This window comes from Paenibacillus aestuarii (genome assembly GCF_027789125.1).
GTDB lineage: Bacteria > Bacillota > Bacilli > Paenibacillales > NBRC-103111 > Paenibacillus_E > Paenibacillus_E aestuarii.
The window spans coordinates 60,588-81,194 of record NZ_JAQFVF010000089.1 but is presented as its reverse complement, the minus strand read 5'-3'; the positions used below and the strand labels follow the sequence as shown (position 1 = coordinate 81,194).

General features: G+C 54.0%; 18 protein-coding genes. 15 read left to right on the top strand and 3 right to left on the bottom strand.

Going from position 1 to position 20,607, the window contains the following annotated elements; all coding sequences use genetic code 11:
* Window positions 1-16 precede the first annotated feature (16 nt).
* The 8 genes from O9139_RS30225 (at window position 17) to pyrE (ending at window position 9,536) form a co-directional block, all read left to right on the top strand.
* Window positions 17-538: a MarR family winged helix-turn-helix transcriptional regulator gene (locus O9139_RS30225; protein ID WP_270885455.1), complete on the top strand. Its 522-nt coding sequence runs from the start codon at window positions 17-19 to the stop codon at window positions 536-538.
* A gap of 296 nt (window positions 539-834) precedes the next feature.
* Entirely contained in the window at window positions 835-1,389 is a 555-nt protein-coding gene (gene pyrR / locus O9139_RS30220; RefSeq protein ID WP_270885454.1) for a bifunctional pyr operon transcriptional regulator/uracil phosphoribosyltransferase PyrR, read from the top strand.
* A gap of 8 nt (window positions 1,390-1,397) precedes the next feature.
* Window positions 1,398-2,297: an aspartate carbamoyltransferase catalytic subunit gene (locus tag O9139_RS30215; RefSeq protein ID WP_270885701.1), complete on the top strand. Its 900-nt coding sequence runs from the start codon at window positions 1,398-1,400 to the stop codon at window positions 2,295-2,297.
* A gap of 18 nt (window positions 2,298-2,315) precedes the next feature.
* Window positions 2,316-3,599: a dihydroorotase gene (locus O9139_RS30210; RefSeq protein ID WP_270885453.1), complete on the top strand. Its 1,284-nt coding sequence runs from the start codon at window positions 2,316-2,318 to the stop codon at window positions 3,597-3,599.
* 149 nt (window positions 3,600-3,748) lie between these two features.
* The gene (locus tag O9139_RS30205; protein ID WP_270885452.1) at window positions 3,749-4,924 is read left to right on the top strand and encodes a carbamoyl phosphate synthase small subunit; all 1,176 of its coding nucleotides are present in this window, start codon (window positions 3,749-3,751) and stop codon (window positions 4,922-4,924) included.
* On the top strand, window positions 4,911-8,120 hold the full coding sequence (carB, locus tag O9139_RS30200) for a carbamoyl-phosphate synthase large subunit (RefSeq protein WP_270885451.1): 3,210 nt from the start codon (window positions 4,911-4,913) through the stop codon (window positions 8,118-8,120). The genes O9139_RS30205 and carB overlap by 14 nt, the downstream gene beginning before the upstream one ends.
* 54 nt (window positions 8,121-8,174) lie before the next feature.
* Complete coding sequence (gene pyrF, locus O9139_RS30195; protein ID WP_270885700.1) at window positions 8,175-8,864, top strand: orotidine-5'-phosphate decarboxylase; 690 nt, start codon at window positions 8,175-8,177, stop codon at window positions 8,862-8,864.
* 30 nt (window positions 8,865-8,894) lie between these two features.
* Complete coding sequence (gene pyrE, locus O9139_RS30190) at window positions 8,895-9,536, top strand: orotate phosphoribosyltransferase (RefSeq protein WP_270885450.1); 642 nt, start codon at window positions 8,895-8,897, stop codon at window positions 9,534-9,536.
* 126 nt (window positions 9,537-9,662) lie between these two features.
* Here the strand turns inward: pyrE and O9139_RS30185 are convergent, their stop codons facing one another.
* Window positions 9,663-10,544: a LysR family transcriptional regulator gene (locus O9139_RS30185; RefSeq protein ID WP_270885449.1), complete on the bottom strand. Its 882-nt coding sequence runs from the start codon at window positions 10,542-10,544 to the stop codon at window positions 9,663-9,665.
* Between the two features lie 125 nt (window positions 10,545-10,669).
* On the opposite strand from O9139_RS30185, the gene dapA reads away from it, so the two are divergent.
* Both dapA and O9139_RS30175 read left to right on the top strand, forming a co-directional pair.
* The gene (dapA, locus tag O9139_RS30180; protein WP_270885448.1) at window positions 10,670-11,545 is read left to right on the top strand and encodes a 4-hydroxy-tetrahydrodipicolinate synthase; all 876 of its coding nucleotides are present in this window, start codon (window positions 10,670-10,672) and stop codon (window positions 11,543-11,545) included.
* A 25-nt stretch (window positions 11,546-11,570) separates the two neighbouring features.
* Entirely contained in the window at window positions 11,571-11,960 is a 390-nt protein-coding gene (locus O9139_RS30175) for a RidA family protein (RefSeq protein WP_270885447.1), read from the top strand.
* Window positions 11,961-12,030: 70 nt separating this feature from the next.
* On the opposite strand, the gene O9139_RS30170 is transcribed toward O9139_RS30175, so the two are convergent.
* The gene (locus O9139_RS30170) at window positions 12,031-12,531 is read right to left on the bottom strand and encodes a GNAT family N-acetyltransferase (RefSeq protein ID WP_270885446.1); all 501 of its coding nucleotides are present in this window, start codon (window positions 12,529-12,531) and stop codon (window positions 12,031-12,033) included.
* Window positions 12,532-12,578: 47 nt separating this feature from the next.
* Window positions 12,579-13,955 carry a dipeptidase gene (locus O9139_RS30165; RefSeq protein ID WP_270885445.1) on the bottom strand — a complete coding sequence of 459 codons (1,377 nt, stop codon included), beginning with the start codon at window positions 13,953-13,955 and terminating at the stop codon, window positions 12,579-12,581.
* Window positions 13,956-14,142: 187 nt separating this feature from the next.
* Here O9139_RS30165 and O9139_RS30160 point away from each other — a divergent pair, with 187 nt between their 5' ends.
* The 5 genes from O9139_RS30160 (at window position 14,143) to O9139_RS30140 (ending at window position 20,590) form a co-directional block, all read left to right on the top strand.
* Window positions 14,143-14,688: a GNAT family N-acetyltransferase gene (locus O9139_RS30160; RefSeq protein ID WP_270885444.1), complete on the top strand. Its 546-nt coding sequence runs from the start codon at window positions 14,143-14,145 to the stop codon at window positions 14,686-14,688.
* A gap of 253 nt (window positions 14,689-14,941) precedes the next feature.
* Window positions 14,942-15,721 carry an ABC transporter ATP-binding protein gene (locus O9139_RS30155; protein ID WP_270885443.1) on the top strand — a complete coding sequence of 260 codons (780 nt, stop codon included), beginning with the start codon at window positions 14,942-14,944 and terminating at the stop codon, window positions 15,719-15,721.
* The gene (locus O9139_RS30150) at window positions 15,684-16,784 is read left to right on the top strand and encodes an efflux RND transporter periplasmic adaptor subunit (RefSeq protein ID WP_270885442.1); all 1,101 of its coding nucleotides are present in this window, start codon (window positions 15,684-15,686) and stop codon (window positions 16,782-16,784) included. The genes O9139_RS30155 and O9139_RS30150 overlap by 38 nt, the downstream gene beginning before the upstream one ends.
* Entirely contained in the window at window positions 16,784-19,705 is a 2,922-nt protein-coding gene (locus tag O9139_RS30145) for an ABC transporter permease (protein ID WP_270885441.1), read from the top strand. The genes O9139_RS30150 and O9139_RS30145 overlap by 1 nt, the downstream gene beginning before the upstream one ends.
* A 3-nt stretch (window positions 19,706-19,708) precedes the next feature.
* Complete coding sequence (locus O9139_RS30140) at window positions 19,709-20,590, top strand: ABC transporter ATP-binding protein (RefSeq protein WP_270885440.1); 882 nt, start codon at window positions 19,709-19,711, stop codon at window positions 20,588-20,590.
* Window positions 20,591-20,607 lie beyond the last annotated feature (17 nt).

Here is a 20,607-nt window from a genome sequence, read left to right as displayed (position 1 = left end):
AAGGAGGAGCTGCAATATGGATTCGCAAATGCCAACCGGAGAGCGCGTGCCCACATCAGGTGAGGTCATCCAAGCGATCATCCGGACCGCGCATTTTGTACGCCACGTCCATGAGACGGGTTCCACGGCTATGGGGGTTCCCTCCTATGTAACAGGGCCCCGCTTAAGGGTACTAGGAATTGTATCCGACCATGGTCCGATACGTATGAATGATTTGGCTGCAAAAATGGGGATCAGGGCCATCACGGTCACACAATTTGTAGATGCTTTAGAGAAAGAGAATTTGCTCATGCGTCTTCCCGATCCGACGGACAGGCGCGCCACACTGCTGCAGCTGACCGAGAACGCCCCGGAACTGTTGATACGTGCACGCGAAGCTTCCAGACAAGTGTCCGAGAAGATGCTAGAGCGTGTGACACCGCAGATGAGGCGGCAGCTATTGGATATTCTTGCCCAAATCGGCGACTTTGAGCAAGGGTGGTGTGTCGCACATCGGGAAGAGAGCAAGCCGGATGAAAAAAATGTACAGAAAGATTAGCTATCACGTATTGACATGTCCTGTCGAAAGTGGCATAATACTAAACAATTGAATATGTACCTTTAAAAACAGTCCAGAGAGGCTGGCAAGGTAGCCGATGAATGAAACGGGATGTTCCGAAACGAGCTTTTGGAACATGACGCTGTAGGGATGTGCGCATCCTGACTGCCCGCTTTCTATCCTTATGCATACACAACTCCTTGCCAACAATCCGGCAAGGAGTTTTTTGTCGTTGCTATAGGCTACGGACGACCATGCAGCGCATGAGTTAAGCATACCGCTCAGGAGGCGAGAGCATGAACGAAATCACCGAACATATGATTATGGACGAAATGGCGATTCGCAGAGCGCTTACGCGGATTGCCCATGAAATACTGGAAAAGAATAAGGGTGTGGAGAATTGCACCTTGATCGGCATAAGAACCCGGGGCATTTACCTGGCATCCCGGGTGGCGGAACGGATTCTCGAAATCGAAGGCGTGCCGGTTCCTGTAGGGGAGATCGACATTACGTCTTACCGCGACGACCGTGTCAAGGTGAGATCGGTCGATAATGTGCAGGAAGGCGGCAAGATGCAAATCCAGGACCGTAAAGTCATCCTTTTCGACGACGTCCTCTATACGGGACGAACCGTACGGGCGGCGATGGACGCCTTGATCGATTTGGGAAGACCGCAAATGATTCAGCTGGCCGTACTTGTCGACAGAGGGCATCGCGAGCTGCCGATCCGCCCCGACTATGTGGGCAAGAACGTGCCAACTGCCAAGAGCGAGGATATCGCCGTCCACCTGACGGAATACGACAGCAAAGACGAAGTCATCATCATCGGACAGAGGGGGAAACAGGAGTGAAGAGCACGATGGAGCATACATCAACGAAACACTTTTTGGGACTGAAAGGACTGAGCAGCGGGGAGATCATGAGCATCCTGGACCGCGCCGCTTACTGGGAGCAATCCCCGGCCAAAGTGACGAATCAGCTGCAAGGCAAGTTCGTTTCCAACCTCTTTTTTGAAAACAGCACAAGAACAAGATTCTCCTTCGAGCTGGCGCAAAAGCGTCTGGGCGCTGATGTGCTTAATTTCTCCGCAGCAGAGTCCAGCGTGCAAAAAGGGGAGTCGATCTACGATACGGTCAGAACGCTGGAATCGATGGGCATCGACGCAGGTGTCATCCGCTTGAAGCCGGTCGGCGTGCTGGCCGAGCTGGCGGAAAAAATCAAGGTGCCGCTCATCAATGCTGGAGACGGCAATAACGAGCATCCGACGCAGGCGCTGCTGGACTTCTACACGATGCGCAAACAGTTCGGCGAAATCAAAGGTTTGACCGTCTCCATCATCGGCGACATTCTGCACAGCCGAGTGGCGCGCTCGAACCTGTGGGGGCTGCTGGCGCTCGGCGCGAAGGTGCAGTTCTGCGCACCGGATAGCATGAAAGCTCCGGAGTTGGCTGCATATGCGCCTTATGTCTCCTTCGATGAGGCTCTGAAGGCCGATGTCGTTATGATGCTGCGCGTACAGTTGGAGCGTCACGACAAAGGTATTATCCGCTCTGCCGAGGAGTATCGCGAGCAGTATGGATTAACAGTGGAGCGGGCGAGCCGCATGGCCCCTCACGCGATTATCATGCATCCGGCTCCGGTTAACCGCAATGTCGAGCTGGACGATGAGTTGGTTGAACATGAAAAGTCAAAAATTTTCACACAAATTGCTCATGGTGTACCGGTCCGTATGGCGGTCATCGAGAGAGCTTTAACATAAAACAGGGGGACTTGAACGATGGGAATCTGGATTTTAAACGGACAAACGGTTGCAGCCGACAATACAGTAACGAAAAAACACTTCTATATAGAGAATGATAAGATTGCCCAAGTTGTTGATGCCGTAGACGGCAGCCTGCCAGATACGAGCGGACATGAAGTGATTGACGCAGCAGGCAAGCTCGTGGCACCGGGCTTCATCGATATGCACGTGCATCTGCGCGAGCCGGGCTTTGAGCACAAAGAGAATATCGCAACGGGCACGCGCTCTGCAGCAAGAGGCGGCTTCACGACCATCGCCTGCATGCCGAATACAAGACCTGTCATTGACACCGTCGATACGGTCAACTACATATTGGACAAAGCCGCAACAGAAGGCGTCGTGCGCGTGCTGCCGTACGGCTGCATCACGAAGAACGAGCTGGGCCGCGAGTTGACGGATTTTGCCGCGCTGAAGGAAGCGGGCGTTATCGGCTACACCGATGACGGCGTCGGCGTGCAAAGCGCGCAAATGATGAAAGATGCGATGGCCTTGGCCGCGTCGATGGGCATGCCGATCATCGCGCACTGCGAGGATAACACGCTCGTTGAAGGCGCGCCGGTGACGGATGGCGCATTCGCCAAGAAGCACGGACTCAAGGGTATCCCGAACGAGTCTGAAGCGATTCACGTCGGCCGCGATGTGCTGCTGGCCGAAGCGACTGGCGTGCACTACCACGTCTGCCACGTCAGCACCGAGCAATCGGTTCGCCTGATCCGCCATGCGAAACAGTTCGGCATAAAAGTAACTGCAGAGGTTTGCCCGCATCACCTCGTCCTCTCGGATGAAGATATTCCAGGCATGGATGCAAACTGGAAGATGAACCCGCCGCTGCGTACGCCGCGCGATGTGGAAGCCGTGATCGAGGCACTGGAAGACGGCACCATCGACATCATCGTGACGGATCATGCACCGCACAGCGAAGAAGAGAAGGAGAAGGGGATGCACTTGGCGCCATTCGGCATTCTCGGTTTTGAGACAGCGTTCCCGCTGCTGTATACGAAATTCGTAAAAACCGGCAAGTGGACGCTCGGCTTCCTGATCAACCGCATGACGCAGAAGCCGGCTGAAGTATTCGGACTGCCATACGGAACATTGGCTGAAGGCAGCGCGGCGGATCTGACGATTGTCGATCTGGATACAGAGCGCGAAGTGCTGAAGGAAGAGATCGTATCCCGCAGCAAGAATACACCGTTCATCGGTTGGAAGCTGCAAGGGTGGCCCGTGGTGACGATGGCCTCCGGCAAAGTCGTTTGGTCATAATAACGCCATAAAACGAGAAGAAAACATCTATACGGCGAATGAAAATTCGTGTATATTTATACAGAAAGATATTTAATTATACATGTCTTATGCATGAATGATCGATTCGGATGCGAATCGTTTGACAATAGCGAAGGAGTTGAAAGAACATGCAGGCAAGATTGTTGCTGGAAGACGGCACTCTATTCACAGGCAAATCGTTCGGGAGTGAGGGTGATTCCGTCGGTGAGGTTGTATTCAATACAGGAATTACAGGATATCAGGAGGTGCTCTCCGATCCTTCTTACTGCGGCCAAATCGTAACGATGACTTATCCGCTGATCGGGAACTATGGGGTCATCCGCGACGATTTCGAATCCGTGCGTCCTTTCATTCACGGTTTCGTTGTGCGCGAGCACGAAGAAATTCCAAGTAACTGGAGAGCGCAATACACGCTGGGCAGCCTGTTGAAGGAATACGGCATCATCGGGATCAGCGGCATCGACACCCGTATGTTGACTCGTAAAATCCGCCACCACGGCGTGATGAAAGGTCTTTTGACAACTTCCAATAAATCGATAGCTGAACTGACTGAAATGCTCGGTGGTTCCACACTGATGACGGATCAAGTTGCACGTGTGTCCACGAAGAGCGTATTCGGAGCGCCAGGCCATAAAGAGCGCATCGTTCTCGTCGACTTCGGTGCAAAAAGCGGTATCATCCGCGACCTGAGCAAACGCGACTGCGACGTTGTCGTTGTCCCGCAGGATACGACGGCTGAGCAAATCCGCAGACTGGCTCCAGACGGCGTGCTGCTGTCCAACGGCCCTGGGGATCCGAAAGATGTTCCGCACGCTGTGCAAATGGTGAAAGAGCTGCTCGGCGAATTCCCGATTTTCGGCATTTGCTTGGGTCACCAGCTGTTTGCCCTCGCTTGCGGCGCAGATACCGAGAAGCTGAAGTTCGGCCACCGCGGCGGCAACCATCCGGTGAAAGACTTGATTTCCGGCCGCTGCTACATCACTTCGCAAAACCATGGCTACACGGTGAATGAAGATTCCGTTGCCGGAACCGAGCTTGAAGTGACGCACATTAATAACAACGACCGTACGATCGAAGGTTTGAAACATAAGAAATATGATGCATTTTCGGTGCAATACCATCCGGAAGCAGCTCCGGGGCCTTTTGACTCCAGCTACTTGTTCGATGACTTCATTGCCATGATCCGTAAACATAAGCTAGACAACCCGCAACAGCCGCGTCAGGCGCAAATGCTGGCCCAATGGAAAGCGGCTAACCCGGCGCCGACATCTGTGAAGGAGGAACTGCAGTATGCCAAAAAATAATACACTCAAAAAGATTCTCGTAATTGGCTCCGGCCCGATCGTTATCGGTCAAGCGGCGGAGTTCGACTACGCAGGTACACAAGCTTGCCAAGCGCTCAAAGAAGAGGGCATGGAAGTTATATTGATCAACAGCAACCCAGCCACGATTATGACAGACACGAACATGGCTGACAAAGTATACATCGAGCCGATCACACTCGACTTTGTTACACAAATCATCCGTCAGGAACGCCCTGACGGGTTGCTGCCGACGCTCGGCGGCCAAACCGGCCTGAACATGGCGGTAGAATTGGCTCGCGCAGGCGTACTGGAAAGCGAGAACGTCAAGCTGCTCGGTACGCAATTGACTGCGATCGAAAAAGCGGAAGACCGCGACTTGTTCCGCGATCTGATGAGAGAGCTTGAGCAGCCAGTTCCGGATAGCGTGATCGTTACAACGGTTGCGCAAGCGATTGAATTCGCGCAGGAAATCGGCTTCCCGATCATCGTTCGTCCTGCTTACACATTGGGTGGCACAGGCGGCGGTATTTGTAACACGATGGAAGAATTGACGGACATCGTCGCATCCGGTCTGCGTTACAGCCCGATCGGCCAATGTCTTGTAGAGCGCAGCATCGCCGGCATGAAAGAAGTCGAGTATGAAGTGATGCGCGACGCCAACGATAACTGTATCGTTGTATGTAACATGGAAAACTTCGACCCAGTAGGCGTGCATACGGGCGACAGTATCGTCGTGGCGCCAAGCCAAACGTTGTCGGACCGCGAGTACCAAATGCTGCGTTCGGCATCGCTGAAAATTATCCGCGCGCTGAACATCGAAGGCGGCTGTAACGTACAGTTCGCGCTCGATCCGCACAGCTTCCAATACTATGTCATTGAAGTAAATCCGCGGGTGAGCCGTTCCTCAGCGCTCGCTTCCAAAGCAACGGGCTATCCGATTGCCAAAATGGCGGCGAAAATCGCCATCGGTTATACACTTGATGAGCTCGTCAACCCAGTTACGGGACAAACTTATGCTTGCTTCGAGCCGACGCTGGACTACATCGTTTCCAAAATTCCACGTTGGCCGTTCGATAAATTTACAGCGGCTAACCGCAAGCTCGGTACACAAATGAAAGCGACAGGCGAAGTCATGGCGATCGGCCGGACGTTCGAAGAGTCGATTCATAAAGCGATCCGCTCCTTGGAGATCGGTGTACACCGCCTTTTCCTGAAAGAAACGGACCTGCTCGATCAAGAAACGCTTGAGCTTCGTTTGCAAAAGCCTGACGATGAGCGCCTGTTCCTGCTGGCTGAAGCTTACCGCAGAGGCTACACGGTAGAGCAGCTGCAGAGCTTGACGAAGATCGACTGGTGGTTCCTAAACAAATTGGAAGGCATGATCAAGTTCGAGCAAACTATTGCTGCCAGCGACTTGTCCCCGGAATTGCTGCTTGAAACGAAGCGCAAAGGGTTCACGGACCGGGCAATTGCCGAGATCCGCACATTGGCCGGCACCGCTTCTTACACCAAAGAAGCTGAAGTTCGCGCCTTGCGTTTGGAGCAAAACATCAAGCCTGTTTATAAAATGGTAGATACATGTGCAGCGGAGTTCGAAGCTTCGACGCCATATTACTACTCCACATACGAGCAAGAAGATGAAGTAACAGAAACGAGCAAAGAAAAAGTCGTTGTACTTGGCTCCGGTCCAATTCGTATCGGTCAAGGTATCGAGTTCGACTACTCCACGGTGCATGCTGTATGGGCGATCCAAGCGGCAGGCTATGAAGCAGTTATTATCAACAATAACCCGGAGACGGTTTCGACCGACTTTAACACATCCGATCGTTTGTACTTCGAACCGCTGTTCTTCGAAGATGTCATGAACGTGATTGAACGCGAGAAGCCGATCGGCGTTATCGTACAGTTCGGTGGTCAAACCGCCATCAATCTGGCAGCTCCGTTGTCCAAAGCAGGCGTACGCATTCTCGGTTCCGATCTGGAGAGCATTGATGCAGCGGAAGACCGGAAAAAATTCGAAGCGCTGCTGCGCAAGCTGAACATTGCTCAACCACCAGGCGGCACCGTAACTTCAGTCGATCAAGCGGTTGGAACAGCTGCACAATTCGGCTATCCGGTACTGGTTCGTCCATCTTATGTCCTTGGCGGACGCGCGATGGAAATCGTCTACTCCGATGCTGAATTGCTGAGCTACATGGAGTATGCAGTGAAAATCAACCCTGAGCATCCGGTCCTGATTGACCGTTACATGCTTGGTAAAGAAGTGGAAGTCGATGCGATCTGCGATAAGGAAACGGTGCTGATCCCAGGGATCATGGAGCACGTAGAACGCGCAGGGGTACACTCCGGTGACTCGATTGCCGTCTACCCGCCGCAAACGCTGTCCGATGCAATCAAACAGCAAATTATTGAGATTACGACGAAAATCGGTCTGGAACTGAACGTAGTCGGTCTGGTCAACATCCAGTTCGTTATTCACAACGATCAAGTGTATGTCATCGAGGTTAACCCTCGTTCCTCCAGAACAGTGCCGTTCTTGAGCAAAGTCACGAACATTCCGATGGCGAATGTCGCTACCCGCGTCATTATGGGACAAAAATTGGCTGACATGGGCTATCAAAGCGGATTGTGGCCGGAAGATAAGTATGTATCGGTAAAAGTTCCGGTATTCTCCTTCGCTAAACTGCGCCGCGTCGATACAACACTCGGTCCGGAAATGAAATCGACGGGTGAAGTGATGGGCCGCGATACGAACTTTGCCAAAGCGCTGTACAAAGGTCTCATCGGCGCTGGAATGAAAATTCCACCGGCTGGCTCGGTTGTCGTGACAGTTTCCGATAAAGATAAAGAAGAAGCGATCGAAATCATGAAAGGTTTCTACCGCTTAGGCTATAAAATCATTGCTACTGGCGGAACAGCGACGGCACTGGAAGAAGCGGGCTTGCCTGTGAAAACCGTGAACAAGCTGAGCGAAGGCTCTCCGAATATCCTGGATCTGATTCGCGGTGGAGAAGCGCAATTCGTCGTCAATACACTGACCAAAGGCAAAACGCCTGAGCGCGACGGGTTCCGCATCCGCCGTGAAGCGGTAGAGAACGGTGTCGTTTGTATGACATCGCTGGATACGGTCAGAGCTTTGGTCAACATGCTCGAATCCATCAACTTCTCCTCCCGTTCGATGCCGGTTTACGCGTAAGGGATGGTGACGGACGTGGCAGTGTTAACGCGAAATGATATCGCCGGGCGGATTATGGTCGCCCTGGATTATGCGAATGCGGAACAAGCTGAAGGGCTGCTCAAGCAGCTCGAAGGCATTCCGTGCTATATGAAAGTGGGCATGCAGCTGTTCTATGCGGCAGGCCCGGGCTTCGTAGCCAGTCTGAAAGACCGCGGCTACAAAGTGTTCCTGGATGTCAAGATGCACGACATCCCGAACACTGTCAAAGGCGGAGCGGAGAGCGTTACCCGCCTTGGGGTTGATGTGTTCAATGTGCACGCCGCTGGCGGCAAGCACATGATGTCGGCGGCCATGGAAGGTGTCGACAAGGCCATGGCGCCAGGCGCGCAACGCCCGATCGTGATCGGCGTTACGCAGCTGACCAGCACCTCGCAGCAGGTGCTGAATGCAGAGATCGGCCTGCCAGGCTCGGTCGAGCAGGCCGTGATCCGCTATGCCCGCTTGGCGCTTGACGCCGGGCTGCAGGGTGTTGTCGCGTCACCGCTGGAAGTGACGCAGATCAAAGCGGCGTGCGGTGACGCCTTCGTCACCGTCACGCCGGGCATCCGCCCTGCAGGTGCGGATGTCGGGGACCAGACGCGCGTCATGACGCCGGCTGAAGCGTTCGCCCAGAAGACGGACTACGTCGTCATCGGGCGTCCGATCACGGGAGCCGCTGACCCTCGCGCGGCGATTGAATCGATTATTGATTCGATTGTATAGAAATCAAGAGGAAGAACGGAGCAACTTCAGATGAGCCAACTCGAAACGATTGCGCAGCAGATTGCTGCATCTTTATTAGATATTGAAGCGGTAGCGCTGCGCCCGCATCAGCCTTTCACCTGGACATCCGGCTTGAAATCGCCGATTTATTGCGATAACCGCCTGACGATGTCGCATCCGGCGATTCGCGAAGCGATTGCGGACGGCTTTGCCGCTCTCATCAAGGAGAAGTTCCCGGACACCGAAGTGGTCGCGGGAACGGCGACAGCAGGCATTCCGCATGCGGCTTGGGTCGCGCAGAAGCTGGGTCTGCCGATGATTTATATCCGCGATAAGGCCAAAGGCCATGGCAAAGAGAACTTGATCGAAGGTTCTGTGAAGCCAGGGCAGAAGGTCATCGTGATCGAGGACCTGATTTCGACGGGGGGAAGCTCGCTTAAGGCAGCCTTGGCTGTGAAAGATGCCGGCGCGACGCCGCTTGGCGTGCTCGCCATTTTCTCCTACCAGCTGGATAAAGCTGCGCAGGCGTTCGAAGCGGAGAATATGCCGCTGCACACGCTGTCCAATTATTCGACACTGCTGGAAGTGGCCTTGGAAAAAGGAGCGATCAAGTCCGAAGACTTGGATCTGCTCCGCTCTTGGAGAGGAAACCCTGCTGCTTACGGTTTGTAACATAGAAGAAGCCCACTTGCTGATAAGTGGGCTTTTTTGTTTGTTGATTAGAATTTAAACGCAGTGGTAGCATAGACATTGTACTGTCAATCTAGAACGAAATACACACGTTACATGCGCGGGAAGTCAGCTGGTCTTACCATCGGTCAGCATGCTGATAAAAGCGTCCAAAGGCTGCGACATCCATTTTTTGGGATGGAGGAGCAGCTGCAAATCGAACCGCAGCTCTGGATGGCTGAACGGGATGACGGCCAGCTTGCCTAGCGCAAGCTCGGTTTCTACGGCAATGCGGGGCAGAAGGGCGATACCCAGCCCAGTCATGACGCAGTGCTTGATGGTCTCGAGGTTGCCGAGCTCAAAGCCGATGCGGAAGACGATGCCGTGGTCTTTTAACACTTTTTCAAACATATTGCGGTATAGACAGCTGCCTTCAGTCACTATAAATTCGCTATGTTGCAAATCCTCCAGTTGCACGCTGCCTAGTTGGGTGAGCGGATGGTGAACCGGCGCCACGATCACAAGCGGCTCATCTCGAACCTGGATGCAGTTCAGGTATGTATCCGCCGGGTAACGGTCAAGCAGGAGGCCGATGTCATAGTCGCCTTCCTGGACTTTTGCCAGCAAAGAAGACTCATTGTCAGCGATTAATTGAATGTTTAAGCCGGGATACAGCAATTTGAGCTGCTGCAAAAAAGGCGGCAAGTAATAAGCCGCGAGGGAGTCGATTGTGCCAATGGTCAAAGTGCCGCTCACTTGCTGGGCGATCCGCTCTTTGGATTGATCGTACAGCTCCAGCATCTGCACAGCCAGCTTCAGTAATCCTTCGCCAGGCGGGGTCAGCCGCAGCTGTCTGCCGAATCGTTCAAACAGAGGAACGCCGTATTCGCGCTCCAGCTTCTGGATTTGCATCGTCACACTGGATTGGGCATAGCCCAGTTCTTCCGCAGCGCGGGTGAAGCTTTTTCTGCGGGCGACTTCGCGAAACGTTCGAAAATAGGTGAGATCCATAAGTGATCCTCGCTTGTATCATCAAAATTTTTGATAGCACCTATCATTTATTATAGCTAACAGTGATGCTAACTTCCATGTTAAAGTGAAGGTACAATCTTAATTTGACAAGGAGTGGGTCGAACATGCTAAAAGAGAGTGAGCTTCAGGGCGTCTATGTGCCGATCGTAACCCCGTTTGATGAAGAGGGGGAGTTGGAAATCGCCTCCTTTTACAACTTGGCTTACAATTTGTTTCAAGATGAAGTCGATGGCTTGGTCGTCAACGGAACGACTGGCGAGTCGCCGACGATTTCGCCGGAGGAGCTTACCCTTTTGTTTCACACAGCGCAAGATGCGCGTGAGGCGGCAGGTGTTGAGGTGCCGCTCGTCGTGGGAGCGGGGTCCAATGATACGAGGGCCGCAGTGAAATATACGGAAGCGGCAGGCCATTTAGGCGCAGATGCCGTGCTGGTCGTAGTGCCTTATTATAACAAGCCGAGCCAGCAGGGGATTATTGAGCATTTTAAGCGCGTAGCGAGCGTGGGTGTTCCGGTTATTTTGTATGAGGTTCCGCATCGCACTGGCGTTACGCTGCAGCTGGATACCGTTCGTGCCATCCTTGACATTGATGGGGTCATCGGGATGAAAGACAGCACACCAAGCGTACAGCTCGTCACAGAGCTTACCCGAGTTGGCTCCAAGCCGGTGCTTTGCGGGGAGGATACGCTGTTCCACGCTGCCTTATGCGCCGGTGCCAAAGGCGTGATGAGCGCCTCGGCCAATGTGGAAACAGAGCGCTTTGTCGCCTGTTACCAAAGCTTTGCTCAAGGCTTGCGCGAAGCGAGCGCACAGCAATTTGCCGAGCTGCTGCCACTCGTTCGCCTGCTGTTCCAAGAGCCCAACCCAGCCCCGCTCAAATGGCTTTTAGCACAGCAAGAGATTATTGCGACACCAACTTTGCGTCTGCCGCTGCTGCCGATATCGGAAGATTTGCAGCAAAAGCTGGCGGTTTACTTGTAATTCAGAAAGGGGATGCACAAACGCAATGGAGCGAAAAAAAGTATTCACCGGTTCGCCTTGGGAACCTGAAGTCGGCTACTGCCGCGCTTTGCGGGTAGGAAGCCGCATTGAAGTGGCGGGAACGACGGCGGTAAAAGACGGCGTGGTCGTGGGCGCGGGCAATCCGTATGAACAAGCAAAGTTCATTTTGCAGACGATTGAGTCGGCGCTGCAAGCGCTTGGCGGACAGATGTCCGATGTGATTCGGACGAGGATGTATGTGACGGATATTTCCAAATGGGAGGAAATCGGTCGCGCGCACGGCGAGTTTTTCCGTGATGTGCAGCCGGTGGCGACGATGGTCGAAGTCAAAGCGCTGATCGATCCACAACTGCTGGTGGAGATTGAGGCGGAGGCTGTTGTCGGCGATCAGTAAAAAAACGCTTATCCCCGGCGTAAGCGGCGTCAAGATGACGTCACTTACGCTTGGCGGATAAGCGTTTTTATTATCCGACGCGCTTCCCTACGATAATGAGATCGCGCTCAATGCCGTCAAGCTCGGCGATTCCCGGCAAGTGGGCCCAATTCTCGAAGCCGAACTTGTAAAACAGCTGCAAGCTGGGCTCGTTGTGCCCGAAAATAAAGCCGAGCAGCGTCTTTACCTGCAAGCGCGGAGCGGCGTCAATCGCCTGCTGCAGTAAGTAGCGGCCGATGCCCCGCCCACGGTACGCTTCGTCGATATAAATGCTCAGCTCAGCTGTTGCATTGTAAGCCGGACGGCCATAAAACGACTGAAAGCTAAGCCAGCCGCAGATGCGGGAACCGTCTTCCAGCACCCATAGCGGGCGGAATTCGGGGGAGTGCTCGTGAAACCATGGTTCACGGCTTTCCGTCGTGACCGGTTCGGTATCGGCTGTCACCATGCGTCCGGCAACCGTTGTGTTATAAATGCGCACAATCTCGGACAGATCTTCCAAGCTGGCGTCTCGCAAGTTAAATTCGTTCATAATCGTTCAAAATTCCTTTCCCCATGCGTGAGTAAAAGTAGCTTTAATTATTTGTCTGTCGCACCTAATTTTAACCAGAAGCGGCTGATCGTCTCCAACCCGTTATCCCAGTTCTCCAAGTGGAAATGTTCATTCGGGGCGTGCAAGTTTTCACCAGGCACGCCAAAGCCGAGCAGCACGACCGGCGCATCGAGGACACGGCCGAACACTTCAATGATCGGCACGGATCCGCCGCTGCGCGTATAAACCGGGAATACGCCGAACGTTTCTTCATAAGCGGAAGCCGCCGCGACCATGACCGGCTCATCGATCGGCGTAATGAACGGATTGCCGCGAAGCTGGCGATCCAGCTGAATCGTTACGCCCGGAGGGGTGTTGGCATGGATATGGGCTTCAACCGCGTCCATAATTTCGTCCGGCACCTGGGCGGCGACGAGCCGACAAGCGATTTTGGCCGAGGCACGGTTCGGGATAATCGGCTTGATGCCTTCGCCTTGAAAGCCGCCGCTGACAGAGGTGATCTCCAGTGTCGGTCTGGACGTCGTCTGCTCGTAGAAGGTGAAGCCTTTCTCCCCGTACAAGCTGTCAACTTGCAGGTCTTTCTTGATTTTGTCAGGGTCCGGCGCGACTTGTTTGAACGATTCCCGTTCCTTCTCGGAAAGCTCGATGACCCGGTCGTAGAAGCCCTCCACCGCGACATGACCGTTTTCGTCATGGAACGAGCTCAGCAGCTTGGTAAGCGCATGAATCGGATTTTGTACGGCGCCGCCAAACAGTCCGGAATGCAAGTCGCTGTTCGCGCCTTCCACCGTAATTTCAAAGGCTGCCAGTCCGCGCAGCCCGTACATGAGAGCAGGCTTGCCCAGCGCTTGCATTTGCGTATCCGACAGGACGATGACATCGGCCTGCAACTTCTCGGCTTGCGCTTCCACAAATGGCGGCAAGTTTTTGCTGGCGATCTCTTCTTCGCCTTCGAGGCAAAACTTGAGATTGACCGGCAGGCTGCCTTGCGTGCGGAGGAATGCTTCCACCGCTTTGACATAGAGCATCACTTGCCCTTTATCGTCCGTACTGCCGCGGGCAAACAATTTATTGTCCTGGATGACCGGCTCAAAAGGCGGCGTCGACCAGAGCTCAAGCGGCTCTGCCGGCTGCACGTCGTAGTGACCGTAGACGAGGACGGTCGGTTTGCCTGGCGCGTGCAGCCAATCGGCGTAAACGACCGGATGTCCGGCAGTTGGCATAATTTCCACGTGCTCCAGGCCGGCTTGGTTGAGCGCAGCAGCGACCCACTCCGCGCAGCGGATCATGTCCGGCTGATGCTCAGCGACAGCGCTAACGCTGGGAATCCGCAGCAAATCTTTCAATTCCTCTATATGTTGGTCGCGCTGCTGAGCAAAATACGTTTTTAACGTTTCAATCATCGTTAATTCTCCTTCTGGTTAGCCTAGATTGCTTGTATACTTTATAAAGTTCCCTAAAGGAGGGAAAAATCCTTCCATTTTTAACCCTTCAAACCGGGCAAATGTGACGAAGGAGTGACTTGATCTTGCAGACAATGGAAAGTTTTGGGTATGATAAAGATTCAATGATCGTGTAAGGAGAATTCATATGAACATCATTTGCCGTACGGAACGGATGGACTTAGTGCAATTGGACACCTCTTCAGCAGATTTAGTTCTGGATTATGTCGTTCGCAACCGCCAATTTTTGGCGCCGTGGGAGCCGGAGCGCAATGAGGAATTTTATACGTTAGCCCATCAGGAAGCGCTGCTCCAGCAGGAGATGGAGAAGATGAAAGACGGTCACATGTTCAAAGTGTGGATGCTGCAGGAAGGGCGTGTCATCGGCTCGGCTGCGCTCAGCAACATGGTCAGGGGCGCGTTTCAATCTTGCCACTTGGGCTACAAGATGGATCATGAGCAGCTGAACAAGGGACTGATGACGGAAGCGCTCAGCGCCTTGGTGGCGTATGCCTTCGAAAAGTTGAAGCTGCATCGCATTGAGGCGAACATTATGCCGCGCAACATTGCTTCCTTACAAGTTGTGAAGAAGCTGGGCTTCTATGATGAGGGCCTGGCGCTCAAATATTTGAAAATCCATGGCGTCTGGGAAGACCACATCCATATGGTGCTGAGAAATGAGGCTATGGAGTAGAACCCAGATATATAAAGACCCTAGCTAACGAACTGTTGACAAGCGATTGTCAAGAGTTCGTACGCTGGGGTCTTTTTGTATGAAATAAATTTTAAAATCTACCATCCTCCATGAACGAATGTAACGAAATGTTCAAAGTCTTTCAGCAAATTTTCAGCTTTCTTTAAGCTTTTTTTCAGGAAGATGGAACTTTTGTGAAAGATGCCACGTCTATTTTAGCATACAAACTTGGAAATCAATGGGAGGATCATGCATGGCAAGCTGGTTTCGCAACAAACAGATGAGCCCGCCGGGAGCGCCGCCCGCTTCCGAAATCTTTTCCCCGCCTGATCCGCCGGCCTCTGCTATACCGCACACTTCCGAACCGTTGCTGACGGTCAGCGGTGTGCAGCGCTCCTTTCATGTCGGGGGGCACAAGCTGGACGTGCTCAAAGGGATCGAGATGGAACTGCGGCCGAGGCAGCTCGTGATGCTGCGGGGGCGATCAGGTTCAGGAAAAACAACGCTGCTGAACCTGATCGGCGGCCTTGATCAGCCGGATGAAGGGGAGATTTGGTTTCACGGCCGGCCGTTTCACCAGTGCGGCGATGACGAGCGGACCCTGATTAGGCGCAAGGAAATCGGCTTTATTTTTCAATCATTCGCTTTAATGCCCTTGCTAAGCGCCTGGGAGAACGTCGAGCTGGCTTTGCGCATGGCCGGTACGCCGAGAGCCCAGTGGCAGGCACGTGTGACGCACTGCCTAGAGCTCGTCGGCTTAGGCAAAAGGATGCACCACCGGCCGTTCGAGCTGTCCGGCGGTGAGCAGCAGCGGGTCGCCATCGCCAAAGCAATCGCCCATAGGCCAGCACTGATCTTGGCGGATGAGCCGACAGCCGAATTGGATTCGCAGATGGGCGCGCAGATCATGAATGTTTTTCAAAATATTATTGCAACTGAATACGTGACAATTTGTATGACCACACATGACCCTACGATTTTGGAGGTTGCCAATCATGTTTACGAAATGGTGGACGGAAGATTCGTCTCCTAGCCGGATGATGAAGCCTTTAACGGTCTTGCTTGTATGTTCCAGCTTAATTTTTGCATCCGGTTGCTCTCTGCTGCCCAAGGAGCAGGAGGAAGAGGTGCTTCCGACCATTAATCCGCCTAAGCTTTCCAAGAAGCCCGAATATGTGGTGAAGACCGATACGCTGGAAACGAAAGTTAGGGGGAGCGGGCGCCTGATGGCGTTAAAAGAGGAGAAGCTGTTTTTCTCCGAGGACATGAGCAGCAAGCGCATCAGCTCGGTGCTGGTGAAAAGCGGAGACGCTGTCACGGGAGGCCAGTCGATCGCCGAGCTGGATGTCTCCGATATGGAAAGCGACTTAAAGCGCAAGCGTCTGGAAACGCGCAAAGATGAGCTGACCATGATCGAAACGCTGCGCAAAGCGGACGAGATGACGCCTGAGCAAGTGGAGCAGGCCAAAATCGATTTCGAACTCAAACGAGAAGATTTGGCTAAGCTGGAAACCGGCATCGGCAAAGCCAAGCTGCTGGCACCCTTTAGCGGCACGATCGTCAGTGTCGAGGCCAAGAAGGGGGACACTGTGACCTCGGGAGCTTCCGTGGCGACGATTGCCGATCTAAGTGAGCTGACGGTGGCAGCCAGCATTACGGCAGATGATGCGAAGAAAGTTGCTGTCGGCATGGAGGCGCTGGTCGACATCAATTCTGCCGGTCAGCACAAAGGCAAAGTGAAGCAGCTGCCGAATCCGAAAGCGGATAACGGCGGCGGTAGCGGTGGTTTTCCTGGCAATGGCTCTGGCAGCGAGCAGGATTCCATCGACAACTACCTGGTTGTCGAACTGGACGATTTCCCCGCAGGAATGAATCGTGGGACTCCGCTCAGCGTAACCATTATTACCCAGCGCAAAGAGAATGCCACGGTCATTCCGCTTGGGGCGCTGCGCTCCTATGCCGGGCGCAACTATGTGCAAGTTGTCGATGAACAGGGCAACAAGAAGGAAGTGGACGTGGAGATCGGCCAGCAGACGGCGACAGACGTCGAGATTGTTAAAGGACTTACACCGGGACAGAAAGTAGTGGGTCGATAATGTCCATACCTATACTGCGCTTTTTAATGCGGAAAATGTGGAATACCCGCTGGCTCACCTTAAGCACACTGCTCGGACTGGTTATGGCGGTTGCTTTTACGACGAGTATCCCGATGTATGCCGATGGCGCGTTGAAGCGCGTCGTCGCCAAATCGTTAGCGGACAAAAGCGATGGCCTGCCTGCGGGCTCCCTGCTCATCCGCTATCAGGCGGTCGGAGCGGATCGTGCAGGGCTGAACGAGCTGCATGACGTCAATCAATATATTCGGGAAACGATTCCTCATGATATCGGATTTCCCATATCTGCCTATGCCAGAAGCTACACGGTGAAAGGCGCGCAGCTCACACCGGTTGATCCCAGCAAGGTCGATCCGAGCAAAAGGCGGCAGATGACGATCACTGCTTTAAACGATCTCCCTCATCAAGTGGAATGGACGATGGGCCAGATGCCTTCGGGCAAGCTGGATAGCAACACGCTGGAAGCCGCCGTTCTGGAGGAAGCCATGTACCGGAACGATCTGCATGTCGGGGATATGTTTAACTATCCGATCTCCGGCGCAAGCGGCAGCCAGCTGCTGAAGGTGAAGATCGTCGGCGCATTCAAGCCGAACAATGAGAACGATGCTTACTGGTTTCAAGGCCAGGAAGGCTTGATAAATGCTTTATTTGTGGATGAAGCGATGATGGTAGACACGTTGCTTACGGATAAAAAGATTCCGCTGCAGCTGGCCAATTGGTATTATGCCTTCGATTTAAAAGACATTCAGACAAGTCAGCTGACGCCTTTGCAGAACCGGCTGGAGCGGCTGGACATCAATCTGTTCCAGATTTTGAAAAACACCAAAGTGGACGTATCGTTCCAGCCGATGCTGCAGGAGTTCCGCGTGCAAAGTGTGCAAATGCAAATTTTGCTGTTTACACTTGCGGCGCCGATGATCGCGATGGTGTTCTATTACATCGTGATGAATGCCAGACAATCGCTGGACCGGCAGCGCAGCGTCATTGCCGTGCTGCGCAGTAGAGGAGGCAGCACAAGGCAGATCATTGGCATCTATTTGCTGGAAGGACTCGTGCTGGGGGCGATCGCCCTCCTGGCAGGCCCTTGCATCGGCTGGTTCATGGCCAAGAGCATCGGCTCTTCCAGCGGTTTTCTCACTTTCGTAGACCGCAAATCGATACCGGTCGGCTTTACGGCGGAAGCGATGGTGTACGGCGGCCTCGCCGTGCTGATCGCGATCATGTCGAGCGTCATTCCGGCGGTCGTCTTCGCCAGATCCTCGATCGTCGGCTATAAGCAGCAGCTCGCCAGATCGGACCGCGCGCCCGTCTGGCAGCGCTGGTTCCTCGATTTGGCGCTGCTCGGCATAGCGGGCTACGGCTACTACCTGTTTGACCAGCGCCAGCTGCTATCGCTGCAAACAGGGCTAACGACAGATCAGCTGCAGGTGCACCCGCTGCTGTTTTTCGTGCCGGCGCTCTCGATTTTTGCGCTCGGCTTGTTCTTCCTGCGGATCTTCCCGTGGCTGCTGCGTCTGTTCGGTTGGCTCGGGCGGCGTTTCCTGCCCGTGCCTTTGTACCTGACGCTTGCGCAGCTGACCCGATCCGCCAAATCGTATTATCCGCTCATGCTGCTGCTCGTGCTCACGCTCGGTCTCGGCATCTACAATGCCTCGGCCGCCCGCACGATCGATCTGAACTCCACAGAGCGGACTTTGTATCAATACGGCACGGACGTTGTGATGCAAGCGGTATGGGAAGGCTTTTCCGACGACGTGCCGACAGACCCGAACGCCGGCCAGAACGGCGGCGGTCAAGGTCAAGGCGCTGGGCAGGGCAGCAGCGCCGGCGGGGCTCAAGGGTCAGGCGGAGGCGGTGCTGGTGCTGGCGCCGGTGGCGGCCAAGTCGAATTGCCGCCGTCGAAGATCCGCTACGTCGAACCGCCGTTCCAAATTTTCCGCGACCTCGATGGTGTCGAAGCTGCAGCACGCGTGCTGCAGACGAAAGGCAATGTCGTCGTCTCCGGCAAATCGACCGGCCAAGGCTTGGTTATGGGGATTGACAACGTGGACTTTGCCAAAGTCGCGTGGTTTCGCCCGGACTTGTTCCCGGCGCATCCGAACCAATACCTGAATTTGCTCGGCTCCTATGAGCAAGCGGTCATCATCCCTGCAGGCTTTGCCAAGAAATACGCCTTGAAGGAAGGCGATCTGCTCTCCATCTCTATCCAGCAGCAGCCGTTAGAATTCGTGATCGTCGGCATCCTGCCGTATTGGCCGAGTCAATATCCGGATCAAACGCCATTTTTCATTACCAATTTGGAATATTTGTATGACCAGGCGCCGATCGCGCCTTACGAGGTTTGGCTGAAGGTGAAGCTGGAGGCGAAGGTCGCTCCGATGCTTGCTGAGCTGCAAGCGAAGGGCATTGAAATCGCCTCGGTCAAGGACGTCCGCAACGAGTTGATTGCCCAGAAGAAGCACCCGGCCAGAGGCGGTGTCTTCGGCATTTTAAGTCTCGGATTTCTCGTCTCGGTCATCGTATCCTTAATCGGCTACCTGCTTTACTGGTTCTTCAACTTGTCCAGCAGGGTCGTTCAATTCGGCGTGCTGCGGGCCATGGGGCTTTCCCGCAAGCAGCTGACAGGCATGCTTCTGCTCGAACAAGGTTTTACAGCCGGGCTTTCCATTGCGCTGGGCATCGGGATCGGGAAGCTGACGAGCTACTTCTTCCTGCCTTTTCTGCAGACCACGGAGAACGTCAAGACGCAGGTTCCGCCGTTTCGGGTTGTCTTTGAATCCCGGGACACAGAGCAGCTGTACTTCGTCGTTGCCTTTATGATGTTGACGGGCATAGCGCTGCTGTTCTTGCACATTCGCAGGCTGCGCGTCCATCAGGCCGTGAAGCTCGGGGAGGAGAAATAAGCGATGATTACATGCGAAGGGTTAGTTAAAATCTACAAGACCGACGAGATCGAGGTCGTGGCGCTGCAAGGGCTTAACATTCAGATCGACACCGGAGAGCTGATGGCGATCATTGGCAATAGCGGAAGCGGGAAATCGACGCTGCTCAATATTTTGGGCGGGTTGGACCGTCCGTCGGCCGGGCAAGTGAAAGTCGGTGATTGGGATTTGCTTAAAATTACCGATAAGCAGCTTGTCGAGTACAAGCGCAGCACCGTCGGTTTTATTTGGCAAAACAATGCGCGAAATTTAATTTCCTATCTTAGCGCATTGGAAAACGTGGAAATGCCGATGATGCTCAGCGGCAACTACGATCGTGCTTACGCGAAACAGCTTCTGGAATGGGTCGGGCTCGGCAACCGCATGCATAACCGATTGCAGGAGTTGTCCGGCGGCGAGCAGCAGCGTGTGGCCATCGCGATCTCGCTGGCCAACCGCCCTAGGCTGCTGCTGGCCGATGAGCCGACGGGTTCGGTGGATACGAAGACGGCCGACATGATTCTTTCCATTTTTCAGCGGCTCAATCAAGAGCTGGGCGTCACGATTGTGATCGTGACCCACGATATGTCTGTCGCCGGTAAAGTGGGGCGGGTCGTCGCCATTCGGGACGGAATGACCAGTTCCGAATTCATTGCCCGCCATCCGGCGGTCGGGGCGACGGACGGCCACTGGCCCACAGGGATCGCGCAGGCCCACGAGGAATTTGTGGTCCTGGACCGCGCCGGACGCCTGCAGGTGCCGAAGGAATATTTGACGGCGCTGGGCATTAACGGCAAAGCAACGATGGAATTTGACGGGGAGAAAATTATGATTAAAGCCCCGAACCCGAACCAAACTCTTAAATAGTGTTGGAGGAGAAGAAG

Coding starts and splice junctions, on each gene's coding strand:
- O9139_RS30185 (WP_270885449.1), bottom strand. CDS start 10,544: ATGGATCTCACCTATTTTCGAACGTTTCGCGAAGTCGCCCGCAGAAAA.
- pyrE (WP_270885450.1), top strand. CDS start 8,895: ATGAGCCAACTCGAAACGATTGCGCAGCAGATTGCTGCATCTTTATTA.
- O9139_RS30150 (WP_270885442.1), top strand. CDS start 15,684: ATGTTTACGAAATGGTGGACGGAAGATTCGTCTCCTAGCCGGATGATG.
- carB (WP_270885451.1), top strand. CDS start 4,911: ATGCCAAAAAATAATACACTCAAAAAGATTCTCGTAATTGGCTCCGGC.
- O9139_RS30140 (WP_270885440.1), top strand. CDS start 19,709: ATGATTACATGCGAAGGGTTAGTTAAAATCTACAAGACCGACGAGATC.
- O9139_RS30210 (WP_270885453.1), top strand. CDS start 2,316: ATGGGAATCTGGATTTTAAACGGACAAACGGTTGCAGCCGACAATACA.
- pyrR (WP_270885454.1), top strand. CDS start 835: ATGAACGAAATCACCGAACATATGATTATGGACGAAATGGCGATTCGC.
- O9139_RS30215 (WP_270885701.1), top strand. CDS start 1,398: ATGGAGCATACATCAACGAAACACTTTTTGGGACTGAAAGGACTGAGC.
- O9139_RS30155 (WP_270885443.1), top strand. CDS start 14,942: ATGGCAAGCTGGTTTCGCAACAAACAGATGAGCCCGCCGGGAGCGCCG.
- dapA (WP_270885448.1), top strand. CDS start 10,670: ATGCTAAAAGAGAGTGAGCTTCAGGGCGTCTATGTGCCGATCGTAACC.
- O9139_RS30225 (WP_270885455.1), top strand. CDS start 17: ATGGATTCGCAAATGCCAACCGGAGAGCGCGTGCCCACATCAGGTGAG.
- O9139_RS30175 (WP_270885447.1), top strand. CDS start 11,571: ATGGAGCGAAAAAAAGTATTCACCGGTTCGCCTTGGGAACCTGAAGTC.
- O9139_RS30165 (WP_270885445.1), bottom strand. CDS start 13,955: ATGATTGAAACGTTAAAAACGTATTTTGCTCAGCAGCGCGACCAACAT.
- O9139_RS30205 (WP_270885452.1), top strand. CDS start 3,749: ATGCAGGCAAGATTGTTGCTGGAAGACGGCACTCTATTCACAGGCAAA.
- O9139_RS30145 (WP_270885441.1), top strand. CDS start 16,784: ATGTCCATACCTATACTGCGCTTTTTAATGCGGAAAATGTGGAATACC.
- O9139_RS30160 (WP_270885444.1), top strand. CDS start 14,143: ATGAACATCATTTGCCGTACGGAACGGATGGACTTAGTGCAATTGGAC.
- pyrF (WP_270885700.1), top strand. CDS start 8,175: ATGGTCGCCCTGGATTATGCGAATGCGGAACAAGCTGAAGGGCTGCTC.
- O9139_RS30170 (WP_270885446.1), bottom strand. CDS start 12,531: ATGAACGAATTTAACTTGCGAGACGCCAGCTTGGAAGATCTGTCCGAG.